Source organism: Paludibacter propionicigenes WB4 (assembly GCF_000183135.1).
Taxonomy (GTDB): Bacteria; Bacteroidota; Bacteroidia; order Bacteroidales; family Paludibacteraceae; genus Paludibacter; species Paludibacter propionicigenes.
Genome location: NC_014734.1, coordinates 2,649,712 through 2,662,834, shown reverse-complemented (window position 1 = coordinate 2,662,834; position 13,123 = coordinate 2,649,712). Strand labels below are relative to the sequence as shown.

The window sequence follows — 13,123 nt, the reverse complement described above, 5'->3', positions numbered from 1 at the left end:
ATTGACTACAAAAGTAATTCAAAAATTAGAGACACTCAAACAAATACATATAAAAAAAATAATGTAATTTTACACCGCTTTTATGCAAAAATATCGTTAATTAAACTCAGATTAATCTATGGACAAATCGGTTACCATTTACTGCAAAAACACACAATCATACCATAACTATCCATTAGGAACATCGCTTATAGAGATATATCAGGATTTGAAAATAGAGTTAAAATACCCGGTAATGGCTGCTCGTGTAAACTACAAAGTGGAAGACCTGAATTTTCTGGTATATAAACCCAAAGACATTGAGTTTATCGACTTAAGTACTCCATCGGGGATGCGGGTGTATGTCCGCACTTTATGCATGGTATTGTCCAAAGCTATTTCCGAACTGTATCCGCATGTTACTCTACAGATAGAACATCCCATCTCCAAAGGCTACTACTGCAAACTCGAAAATCTGAACGAACCGATAACTCCCCAAATTATTGCGAAGATAAAAGAACGTGTAAACGAGACTATCGCTCAGGGGAAGCGCATTATATGCGAGGAAAAGCAAACCAAGGAGGTAAAGGAATTGTTCGTAAACAAGAATCTACAATCGGACAAAACAGCGCTTTTCGAAACGCTTGGAAACCCCTATTTCAGGTTTTTCAGAATAGATGATTATATCGATTATTACAACGGAGTGTTGCTGCCATCTACCGATTATCTTGGAATTTACGATTTAATCCGGTATTACGATGGTTTGTTGCTGTGTATCCCTTGCCGTGAAAATCCCGTGGAACTCGAAGAAATGGTTTTAATGCCCAAAATGTACGACATTTACAAAGAATACGTTGGCTGGAACAAAATCATGAAAATAAACAATGTTGGAGACTTTAATATTGCCTGCCGCAACAACCAATCGTTCAACATGATCAAAGTTTCGGAGGCATTGCATGAGAAAAAAGTTGCGTCCATTGCCGATATGATATCTCAACGTGCTGAAAAAGTCAAGTTTGTGCTTATTTCGGGTCCATCTTCCTCTGGAAAAACGACGTTCAGCAAACGTCTTTCAGTCCAACTTATGGTAAGTGGTTTAAAACCGGTAGCAGTATCACTCGATAACTATTTCGTGAACCGGGACGAAACACCACTGGACGAAAACGGCGAATATGATTTTGAGCATCTGCATGCGCTGGATTTAGCTACTTTCAACGAACATCTTAAATTGCTTTTGGCTGGCGAAGAGATTGAAGTTCCATTCTTCAACTTCGAGGATGGTAAACGATACTACAAGGGAGAGAAGCTGAAACTGAACGATGACAGCATTCTTGTGCTGGAAGGCATACATGCCCTGAATCCGGCACTTACTCCGGATATTCCGAGCGAAACTACATTCAAAATTTATGTTTCAGCCCTTACAACTATCCCTATCGATAACCACAACTGGATACCCACTACCGACACCAGGCTTCTTCGCCGTATTATTCGCGATTCTCGCTTTAGAAATTACTCAGCGAGGGAAACTATCAGCCGTTGGCCAAGTGTGCGCAGAGGCGAGGAAAAGTGGATATTCCCGTATCAGGAAAATGCCGATGTGCTTTTCAACTCTGCACTGTTATTTGAGCTTGCTGTTTTAAAAAGATACGCAGAGCCTATTTTAGCAGAAGTTCCAAAATACTGCGACGAATATACCGAAACGCATCGTCTAATTAAATTTCTAAACTATTTTGTTCCGATCTTAGACCGTGAGATTCCACCAACTTCATTGCTCCGTGAGTTTGTAGGAGGAAGTAGTTTCAGGTACTGAAAAAACTTATATTTATTAAATAACCATGCAGTTCGGGCAAAAAGTATTTGGGATGTCTTTTTTTTCCCTATTTTTGTCCCGAATTTGTTTATACATCGAGGTTCTACGCTTGTTCTTCTATTTACAAGTGTATTAACCCATTCTCATTTTAACCATCTCTTTTATCAGACACAGTTCTAAAGAAACTTACCGTGTTTGTTTTTACTTCTATTAAAAATCCCGGATTCAGGTCTGATTGACTGCCGTTCGGCGATATTTTGGGGACATAGTATCTATGTACCTGTAAAATTGTATTTTCCTGACAATTACATGTTGACAGGCTGGTATTTACGTCGTTTTACCCGTATTGTGAATCGTAAAATTTTATACCTTTTCTCAAGATTTGTATCTTAACTTTATGCTTAAAAATTTCTCATTTGTTCTCGCGAAAATCCACTAAAGTCGTTTTTAAGTATTGCTAAGAATGAGAAAACTATTTCTATCCTTTTCACTTATTATTCTAATGCCCTTTTTCCTGTTTTCTCAACGTAGGTATGGGCAGATTGAAAAAAGCAATGCAAACAGCGGAGCCATACTTCTCTCGCTAGGAACTGAATACTGTTTTGCCGACACAAAAAAATCTCCATTCTCTCAAGGTATTTCGGGCAATAAAGAATTTTCTTTAGGATACAAAGCAAAATACTCCAATAACCTTGGCTACAGAGCGCAAATTAATTATACCACCGTGACCGGTTCTGATGGCGTATCCGAGATACGGAATTACGACTTCTCATCTAAAATCTGGCAAGCGTCCATACATGGCGAATACACTGTCAATCTTGGTCAGGTTTTTAATCGGTCAGAGTCACCTAATTCTATTTATATTTTCCTCGGTATAGGCTTGATTAATACCAGCGCCAATCTTAATTACAATCAACGAATTGACTATAATTACAAAACTCAAAAAAACAACGAAACCGATATTTCAGCAGTTATTCCTTACGGCATTGGATACCAATATGACTTCAATAATAATTTCAGCTTTGGGATAGAGTATAATTTACGCTACTCATTCTCCGATTATCTGGATGGCTTTAAACCTCCTTATCCCGATTCTAAGTCAAACGATATTCTACAAGGATTTTCGTTTGTTTTTGGCTACAAACTCTTTTAAGGGACAAAAAGAAATGTGCAGTAAAATAACTTCTACTGCACATCACCCTGCAATCAAATCAATAACCCTAATCAAATTTAAACTCTATTATAAAATTACTGTCTTAGAAAGTTCTTCGTTATTTGTTTTTGCATATACTACGTAACTACCGGATAATTCGTCAGTTGGAATCACTGTAGTTGCAAAGCTTCCAAATGTAGATTGCTTAACCAGCTTTCCTGTACTTGCATTGTACACGCTTATCTGTCCCACTTGTTTGTCTGCATTGTTTATCACAATCATTTTTTGAGCTGTATATACTTTTATCTTCTTTGTCTTTACGATAGAAGCATCACCTGTATTAGGCTGTGAAACAACGTTTTTAGAATTGTCAACTGCAAAACCGGAAGAAACAATAGCTGTAGAGGCTATAGCACCCTCATTTATATTAGATGAATCTATAGAATCTGGTTTCAATACTGTTGCTGTTAATGGTAATTCACTTACAATTTTGAAGCGTTTTTCGGTCTTCTTATTAGTTGCTTTGAAAGTGTATGTGGAGCCGTCAGCATATACGTCAATTGTCTTCTTAGCTACCGAGTCAATTAAATACAATTTAGAATAACCCAATTGCATATTTTGGTGAGTAAATGTAAGTGTATAAACAGAATCTTGTCCAGCTATAAATCCCAACACTATATTATTTACATTATTTGTTGCATCAATTTGGTAATTACCGTCTTTCTCTACAGCAAATAACTGTGGAACTCTAGGACTTCCTATTTCTTTAAAACCATCCCAACCATTATCGAAGCTACTTGTACAGCTTCCAATAGTATAAAGCCACAATTTATCGGTATAGTTTGAACCTTTATTTACATCAATACGTGTACCGATCAAATCTTGAGCAGAAGCATTAGACACTACTAGTATTAATGCCAGCTTCGCTAGTAATAGTTTAATAGTAGTTGCTTTCATAAGTTTGTCTTTTAAATTAAAATTCCTTTGTCGTTTTGTACATGACAAACTTAATGAAAATATTTTATATTGCTGATAATCAGTATTTTGTAGTGATATTTTCAGGAGTGTAGTAATTTATACTATAGGATATTCAACTATCAATTTTTAGATGACAACATGTTTCAATTGTCAAAAGCTCTGGAAACCGCTTGGTATAAAGGAAAAAGGAGAGGAGAGATAAAAAATATGTAGTAATAATGCCAGTAAGTCGTTTATTTATAGTAATTAGTATTACAACTGATATAAAAATACCACTGCTGAATTTAGAGTTGCAATATTGGTGAATAGATAAACAGAAAGAAAATATTAATCTTCTTTAATGTTTATTGTATATAAAAGCTATATATTTGCAATTATTCACAATAAAAAGACTGTATTTAACTCTAACTATGTATCACAAATTCCATTTCGTCCGACTTTAACGTCAAGAATAGTAGAAATTACAAAAGCGTACTAATAAATTCTATAAAGATATTAGAACAAAAATCGACAGGATTGACTAAATCTCTCCTGAAAACACAGTAATACGCTATAAATGAACAGATTGACTCTAAATCCAAAAGAATAAAAGACAACCTTTTGCATAATAAATGAAGTATTTGACGAGTTAAATGTAGTAGATAGTTTATATAAACCTATAAATACTCAATAATGAATATCCGTTGTTCTACCTAAAGCATATAAATTACCAAAAACCAAATATATGTCGGTGCACTGCACCTCAGGATTCAATAATAATTACGTTTCTACTAATAGCTCGGGACGCTGTCCCTTTGAATTTTGTAAAATATAAGGTGCAGAGCACCAAAATCTTTGTAGAATAACATAGAAAAGAAATAAAAGAGGTGCAGCGCACCGATATATTTTTTCTTAAATCATAAATAGCTAACAAAACGGATATTCATAATTCAATATTATCAAAAAACAGGGAGCCTTTTGCTGTATCCATCCTGTATCCATCCTGTATTTATCATATATCCATCCTATACTCATCTCATACTAATCCTATACTCATATTATACGGATTTAATAAAACCTTATCAGAACATTTAAACACAAAAAACCCACGTTATTTTCTGAAAATAACGTGGGTTTGTAAATAAAATACAGAGGCTTATGAATGTGCAAAAATTCGCTTCTTTATAATACCATAACTGGCTGCAAGGAGTAATAAAAACACCCAACCATCACCAACAGGGATTGGAGGTCCGGTAGGATCACCACCGGGATTTTGACCACCATCATTAGTACTATAGCCTTGACCAGCACTTTTAGTTATCTTGTTAGGGGCAGACGTGGTTAAATTTGACGAAAGAGTAGTTATTCCCCCGTTATTCATGGAAACAGCAGAACTTGCATCGCTACCACGTGAATCATTATTGGAGATAAAGGTGCTTCCTCCACCACCTGTACCAACTGACGAACCATCCTTTGAGTTCTGATACGTTTGTGAACCTGAGATGCTATAGGAAGCCACCGCACCCGATGTATTATTACTGGCCGGAGATGTATAATTATAAGAGGACGAAGGCTTATTTACACTTTCATCGTTACTATAATCAGGAATATCTAAGTCATTATCGCTACCTGATTCGGAGCTGAAATTTGCTCCATTCCCTATGCTGCTCTCATTAAAATTCGCATTCGGGACTCCTGCATAATCGGACGATGAATATAAATCAGGACTTCCTATAGGTGAATAGAGAACCACCAAGAGCAATGCTGCCCATGTAAAAATCCAAACTAATATGTTTTTCTTTTTATTATTCACTTTGATAGTTTACTATAATTCGTTTACTTACTTTTTCGGATGCTGTTACAGCTTTTACTACATAAGCACCACTTTTAGGAATCATGGAGAATGAAGATATACTGCTAGGTCCAAAAATCTCTTTCTTTAAATACCGACCCATCATATCGTAAAAATAAAGCTCTCCTTTTTCATTACTTTGATTATCAACAAAAACAGAAGTATTGTCATTAAACACTTTTATCTGAGTGTTCAAATCAGCTGCATCTTTCACATAAGGCTCTGTGACAATTTTAAACCGTTTTACCGGAGCAGCGGTCGACTCAGACTTAAACGCATATTGCGTACCGGATTTACTAATATCAACTACTTTGTTCTCTACTAAATCTACCAGATAAAGACCATCGTATTTTAATGCAATATTTGCATGGGTAAACGTAAGTGTATCTTCCACATCCACACCTGCCTGAAAGCCTAAATACGTGTTATTCATATTATCAGAGGTGTTTACCTGATAGTTTCCACTTTGCTCCATCGCAAATAACTGAGGGGCGCCAACAGACCCTACAACTTTAGTTCCATCCCAACCATTATCAAAACCATGCGAGGTTCCCGGTTCATCAATCAACCACATGCGGTCACCGAGGTGCGACCCATTTAATGTTATCTCCATATAGGTCTTATCTGTTGTGATGGTTGTTTTGCTTTGAGGAGCCCGTTGCGCACTTATATTTGGTATGATAACATCATTATACTTAATAGTTACGCCTGCAGATACCGGTCCGCTAATTGCTTTAACCATAAATGCCGACATAGATGGAATATCTGCAGGAATGGATCCCGTACCTGCTTGCCCTTTAGGTATAGCTATATACTGTCCGGCCAGAGCTAAAGTCGAATTTGAGTTATTAGTACCTTCTCCATTATTATTAGCCCATTGGGCGTACGAACCTGTATTGTATAGATAAACCGTATTTTCAACAGTAGTTGTAGAAGCGAAAGTTAGTTTATTAATGTCAATGGCTGCAGTATATGGATTAGCCAACATATTTTGCCCCGGATCATATGCCGCTGGAGTATAACCAAGATCAATAGGTTTATCATTATTTACAAGCGTTCCTTGAAAAACTATTGTAGTAGGCGCAACTTGTGTAATCTCATAACCTACAAATGGGCTTAACACATCCGCATTGCCTAATGAGATCCATTTGCCAAGAGTATTGGTACTAGCTTCATCATTTCTACGCAAGTATGACCCATAGAATGTTGGGTCTGCTTTAACCGAAGTCAACGGGACACCAAAATATTGCCAAGTATAGTGGTATTCAAGTCCTGTACTGTTATCTTTAAATGGAGTGGGGTAATACTGAGCCTGAGTGTACATCTCCACCGTAGCATTTACTGGCTGAGCTGAAGTATTATGAAATATCAACGAACCGCTAGGGAGTGTAGGATTAGATTGACTGGATTGAATGTAAATTTGATTATTATTGTTTGATGTTGTCGTAATTACGCCATTTGCTGTTAAGCTAGTAGCTGGGGCAATGATTAATTGTTTTCCTGACTGATTCTTAAAATTACCAACTACATAGTCATTATCTAGAACCATATTATTTTTAGCATCCAAATTTGCATTTCCTGAATTTGCAGTTGATGCGAATTCAACATCATCGCCTGGGTAAGGAACACCGTCTGACCAGTTAGAAGCGGTATTCCAGTCTGTGCTAGTATTCCATGTAGTACTAACTGGTGCTGCTCCCCCTATCCAATAATTAGGACAACCTTTAATCCTTACTGTGGCTGCATTTGATTCGTTAGTAATGTTTGTAGGATTATTTATACCAATATTATTAGCTGTTCTCAATGTTGTAACTCTATACAAATAATAAACACCTACTTTATTGCTAAATGTGGCTGGAGACGGGGTAAACGTTGCTCCGGTTCCATTAGTAGTAATTTTTATTCTTGTTGTAGGATCTGCAGACGTGCTATAGTACCATTGATAACCAACAAGTGTTATCCCTGCAGTTAAAGCACCAATTGCATCTCCACTTATTGGAGAGCCTGCTCCTGAAGTTTTACAAAGAACTTGTGATGTATTTGTTTTCAATGCATTTGAGAAAATCTGGGTCAAATTATAAAAGCCTACAACATTTTGTGCATTTTGTTCATAATAGTCTAACTGTAGCGAACTACTGCCTGACAATGAAATAAGTTGATTATCGTATGCTACAGGAGCATGATCATTCCAATATTCAAACATTTTTGTATTATCAACTGTAAGTCTCACTCCATCATCACTTGCAATGGTGACAGTATAAAAACCACTTTTTGTTGATTTCATACGATAATGCACAGAGAAAGTTTCATCTAATACCTGAGCTCTGACTGCCCCATTAGAACTAACATTAAAACCATGTGAATTGTCGCTATTTATATTAGGCCAAGGTCCACCGCTAGGATAAAACGATTCTTGAAATTCATCTGTTTTTCCATTGTATTGTGTAGTATTATAATAACCAATATAATTGTTAAACGAAATACCATCATAGACTTGCCCTATCCAAGTATCTGAACCTGCAACGCTAGGGTCATCTTGCGTATTATTACCGCCACTTACATTTGTATTTACGGTTAGATTTCCGGTACCATTATCTGAACAGTCTGCCTGACGACTAATCATAACTCTTACCTGACCCGATAATGGTGAAGTGAAAGACAAGAAAACATCCTTTGAACTTGAGGTCCCTGGATTTCCTGTATTACTAGAAGAAAAAGCTAAAACAGGTCCCGCAGCATTGCCTTCTTCATAAACTGTCATTTTTAACGGATAACTGGGAGAATTGCTAGTATAAACCTGATAAGTCAACCCTTTAATTACATTCATTACAAAGTGCTGCCCAGTTTTAAAGTTCGTAGACGGTATTTGCTGTACATGGCTTGCCATATCAATAACCGGGGTGAACGTTATTCCACTTGAAGTTGTAGTGCCATATTGACAAATTTGAGGCTTTAAAGCTAAAATTATTCCACCAAGATATGCATTGTTACTCACCGAAAAAGATCCCGTTCCTGTAGATCCGGCAGTAGTCTTTATACCAGTTGCAGCACCAAGCGAAACATAATAGTCTCCCCTGAAGTCATATATTTCATTCAAAGATGGAGAGGTAGTTAAAGACCAATTACTAAATGAACGAGCAGTATAAGAACTGCTATTGTAACTCATTCCGAGCATTAGAATTAAGTCATTACTTGTAGTCGTTGTAACACTTGAAATACCACTAATTGAATTACTTCCACTAGTGTTTCCTACTGTAATCGATCCTGGAGTTACGTCAAAAGGTGTTGTTTGATCAACACCCCTGTATGCAACTAGAGACACTTCCATATCATCTGCTTTAGGCCACCATCCGGAATTTGTGACTACCTGAATAGGATTATTTACAGTATTGTAATCTGCAAACTTGTATAAAACTGCCGTTTGAACAGTTCCTGTAGAATTCAAAGTCGCATTAATACAAGTCCAACCTGAAGCGTTATTATTGATATATGGAATACTTGTGGTTAAAGAATTTGATTGTACAACCGTCACAATAACTAAATCACCAATAGCTAATCCACTTGGTTGTGCAACCGTTACAGATTGGACTCCATAATCATAAGCTTTAGAACTACCAACCAGCGTAATCTGAGCACTCGCACTCCCCACCCCTATCACTAACAGCAATAAAACCAGTACCGAGCTATAGAAAAAATTGGAGGACTTAGTAGGATGGACAATATTTTTAGGCACAAAAGTCCCCTTAACCACAGGAATGATTAAGGAGAGTTTTTTGAGTAGGAATTTGAGACTTTTAGTGTAAAATTTCATCATAAATATCCAGCTGTATTGAGTACTTAAACAGAGAAATGAAAAGTGTGCAAATATACATAAAATTTATGATATTGTAGTTTTTACTACAAAACAATATTACATTTATCTAAACAAATACTAAATAACGACAAAAAATCTTTACGCTTTGTCGGCTTGAGGAGTAATTTATATCATTTATCGAAAAAACACGTCCACTCAACTTAGTAATGTTTATCCATAAAAACACTTAAATTCAAACTTGAAGAATGCACAAATATACACAAACTTAGCAAAAACAAGCATTTTATAACATTTTTCCTGCTCTTTATAGCTCACAAAAGAAAAAATTTGACAAAAAACACATAAAAAGTCGCAAAATATACTACAAAGCTATTAATCAACGAGTTTATTGGTGATGGCGTAATGGGTTAGTTCTACATTACTCTTTATTTTCAATTTTTCGAAAATACGTACCCGATAAGTGAAAACGGTACTAATGCTTAATTGTAAATCGGCAGCTATATCTTTTACCTTTTTACCCGAGGCAAGTAAATACATAATTTCCTGTTCGCGGTTCGACAAGGATTCATGTGGCAATTGCTCTCCTTTATCAGGCATAAAGTCAAACGCCAATTGTTCGGCCAGCGTGGTGCTGAGGTACCGGCCTTTTATAAATACTTTACGAATGGCTACCACCAACTCTTCGAGCGCTGTATCCTTACAAACATATCCCGAGGCTCCGGCTTTAAGCGTACGAAGTGCAAATTTGTCTTCGGGATGAATGCTCAGCACCAAAATGTGCATATGCGGCTTCAGTTTTTTCAGATCTCCAATTAAATCCAAACCACTGCGTCCGGGCATATTCATGTCTAACAACATTATATCACAGTCGATGTCTTTAATATTTTGTAAGACTTCATCTCCGTTCTGAGCTTCACCAACGACTACGAGGTCTGCTTCTTCTTTCAATATTTTCTTTAGTCCTTCACGAATAATTTCATGATCGTCTACAATAAATACTTTAATCATAACTATATATATTTAAGCGTTTTAGAATTTAATAATTTAATGTTATATTATGTTGCTTGGTTATCTTTTTCACTAAAAGGCATTTCTATTCTTATTTTAGTTCCTTTGCCCGGCTGACTGGATATTTTCAACTCACCATCGAGTATAAACATCCGTTCCTTCATTCCTATAAGTCCAAAGGAATCAGGTTTATGTCTTTGGTTAAGATCCATTCCTACTCCATTATCGCCTATTTCAAGAATCAGCTTATCGTTTTCACTAAAAAGAAGTATCGTCACCGAAGTTGCATTGGCGTGTTTAACCACATTAGTTAAAGACTCTTGCAAAATACGGAATAATGCTACAGACTTTTGCATGTTCAATTCAAGATCTGGAATTGAGCAATCGTAGTAGCAATTAATTCGGTGCCTTTCCTGAAACTTATTTACCTGTATTTTAACTGCTTCTGTAAATCCCACCAGATATAAGACTTCGGGTCTTAGATCCGTCATAATTTTCTTGGTTGTTTTTATTGTATTGTCAACCAAAGAAAAAAGATTATCAAAAATAGTCAAAATATTTTCTGTATCCTTATTTTTTATGATTTTTAATGTCTTTTGCTTCATCATACCCAAGTCTATCTTTATTGCTATTAAGCTTTGACCGAGTTCATCGTGAATTTCACGAGCCAGGAGGATTCTTTCCTCCTCTCGAACTGTTTGTAAATGAGACGCGAAGCTCTTTAACTGTTCTTGCGAGTTCTTCAAGGCATTCTCAGCAAGAGTTCTGTTTGTTATATCCCTTATAACTAAAATCATCCGGGTTGGTTGCCCATTCTGATTCCTTATAATATCCCCATTAACCTCAGCAAAAAACAGCGATTCATCAGCTCTCCGAATTTGGTAAATTATGGTGCCCATATTACCATTCGGCATAAGAGAAACATTTTGATATGCTCTTTGTTTGTCAACTGGAGCTACAAAATCAAACATGCTTTTCCCTATCAATTCATCCTTATCAGCACAACCATACAATGACAAAGTGGCAAGAGAAACCATACTAATAATGCCATCCAACTCGACAATAATAATTGCATCAGGCGATGCATTAAGTATAGAACGATATAGCTCCTCACTCTCTCTCAAAGCTATAGCTGCATTCTTGCGTTCGGTAATGTCTTGTACAGTCCCGATCATTTTAATCGGTTCGCCGGCAGCATTATATACCAATTCGCCTAAACCGTGAACCCATCTCTCGACCATATCTGATTGGCGAATGATTTTGTATTTTTTATCAAATTTATTTTTCCCTCCAATCACATAATCAACCATATAATCGTTCATTACCTGCTTCCACTCAGGATGAATGATGGATACCCAACCAGAAACCGATTTATCAAAATCTTGTTGTATACCAAAAATAGAATCAAGCACGTCCGAGCTAGTCCAATTTCCCGATTTCACATCCAGCAAATAGGTTCCAAGATGCCCAATTATCTGGGTTTGCTTCAGGAAATGCTCGCTCGCCCGCAAATCAGCTTCTGTTTGATACTTCTCAGTTACATCCGAGAAAACCAGTACTACGCCGGTAACTTGTCCTTGCTTATTTCGAATAGGAGCTGCACTATCTGCAATGTGATATTCGATACCTGTTTTTGAGATTAAAACGGTATGATTGGCCAGCCCTATAATTTTACCGGTTTCCAATACTTTATTAACCGGATTATCAACTCCGATACGAGTTTCGGAATTTACGATATTAAACACTTGAACTAGTGGTAACGATAAGGCATCACTAAGCTCCCAACCACAAAGATGCTCTGCCACAGGATTCATATTGGTTATCAATCCCCGATTATCTGTCGTAATCACTCCATCCCCGATGGAATAAAGCGTTATTGCCAATGACTCTTCACTTTTTTGCAATAAATCATATGTTCGCTCCAGTTCGGCAATTTTTCGTTTCAGCTGTTGTTCTTTATATATCCTTTCCGATAAATCATTTGCATACACAAATAGCATATTAGCAATCTTTTTAAATTTTTCGGTTGACATTACCGGTACTTCTCTCATCGCCTCAATGAACTCATCCTTGTTTGCCCCTATTTCATCAGCATAAGATATTAGCTTGTTTTCATCAATATCCTCATTCCTTATCTGACCTATTAACCAGTTGGCAATATGTTTGTTACCGATGGTAATACTGGCTCCGGCATCCCACAGACCTCCACTCAAACAAGGCTGCAAGGTTGGCCCAATAAGATTATGCGTTCCGATAACAGCATCAGACCGAAAACAATTTGAGCAGCCCTTCTCGGTCTTGCGAATAATATCATTGCATAACCTGCAAAAGTTACTTGGCTTTGTAATTGGAGTGCCATCGGGATGAGTAATGATTGAAGCTACACCCGTTGCGTCTGAAAACAAATCCTGTATACGCTGAATTTCTTCAACGTCAAAAATATCCTTGGCTAATGGTTCTGCACTCTCGCCAAAAACTGGAAATGGAATTCTAAATTCAGTTTTCATTGGTACTAATTTAAGGCAATTATCTAAACTCTGAAAGATAATT

7 protein-coding genes are annotated in these 13,123 nt (G+C 36.7%); 2 read left to right on the top strand and 5 right to left on the bottom strand.

Annotated features, from left to right (window positions below):
* The first annotated feature begins 118 nt into the window (after positions 1-118).
* Both PALPR_RS10890 and PALPR_RS10885 read left to right on the top strand, forming a co-directional pair.
* The gene (locus tag PALPR_RS10890; RefSeq protein ID WP_013445684.1) at positions 119-1,789 is read left to right on the top strand and encodes a nucleoside kinase; all 1,671 of its coding nucleotides are present in this window, start codon (positions 119-121) and stop codon (positions 1,787-1,789) included.
* 463 nt (positions 1,790-2,252) lie between these two features.
* Positions 2,253-2,942, top strand: coding sequence for a DUF6089 family protein (locus PALPR_RS10885; RefSeq protein ID WP_013445683.1), 690 nt, complete (start codon positions 2,253-2,255; stop codon positions 2,940-2,942).
* A gap of 87 nt (positions 2,943-3,029) precedes the next feature.
* On the opposite strand, the gene PALPR_RS10880 is transcribed toward PALPR_RS10885, so the two are convergent.
* From PALPR_RS10880 to PALPR_RS10860, 5 genes are all read right to left on the bottom strand, one after another.
* Entirely contained in the window at positions 3,030-3,899 is an 870-nt protein-coding gene (locus PALPR_RS10880; protein WP_013445682.1) for a hypothetical protein, read from the bottom strand.
* Positions 3,900-5,055: 1,156 nt separating this feature from the next.
* The gene (locus PALPR_RS10875; protein ID WP_013445680.1) at positions 5,056-5,712 is read right to left on the bottom strand and encodes a hypothetical protein; all 657 of its coding nucleotides are present in this window, start codon (positions 5,710-5,712) and stop codon (positions 5,056-5,058) included.
* Positions 5,705-8,917: a T9SS type A sorting domain-containing protein gene (locus PALPR_RS10870; protein ID WP_171805042.1), complete on the bottom strand. Its 3,213-nt coding sequence runs from the start codon at positions 8,915-8,917 to the stop codon at positions 5,705-5,707. Before PALPR_RS10870 ends, PALPR_RS10875 begins: the two co-directional genes overlap by 8 nt.
* A 1,020-nt stretch (positions 8,918-9,937) precedes the next feature.
* Entirely contained in the window at positions 9,938-10,573 is a 636-nt protein-coding gene (locus tag PALPR_RS10865) for a response regulator (RefSeq protein WP_013445678.1), read from the bottom strand.
* Between the two features lie 47 nt (positions 10,574-10,620).
* A complete protein-coding gene (locus PALPR_RS10860) occupies positions 10,621-13,080 on the bottom strand; it encodes a PocR ligand-binding domain-containing protein (protein ID WP_013445677.1) in 2,460 nt (819 codons plus the stop codon).
* Positions 13,081-13,123: the final 43 nt, after the last annotated feature.

Coding starts and splice junctions, on each gene's coding strand:
- PALPR_RS10890 (WP_013445684.1), top strand. CDS start 119: ATGGACAAATCGGTTACCATTTACTGCAAAAACACACAATCATACCAT.
- PALPR_RS10885 (WP_013445683.1), top strand. CDS start 2,253: ATGAGAAAACTATTTCTATCCTTTTCACTTATTATTCTAATGCCCTTT.
- PALPR_RS10880 (WP_013445682.1), bottom strand. CDS start 3,899: ATGAAAGCAACTACTATTAAACTATTACTAGCGAAGCTGGCATTAATA.
- PALPR_RS10870 (WP_171805042.1), bottom strand. CDS start 8,917: ATGAGTTACAATAGCAGTTCTTATACTGCTCGTTCATTTAGTAATTGG.
- PALPR_RS10865 (WP_013445678.1), bottom strand. CDS start 10,573: ATGATTAAAGTATTTATTGTAGACGATCATGAAATTATTCGTGAAGGA.
- PALPR_RS10860 (WP_013445677.1), bottom strand. CDS start 13,080: ATGAAAACTGAATTTAGAATTCCATTTCCAGTTTTTGGCGAGAGTGCA.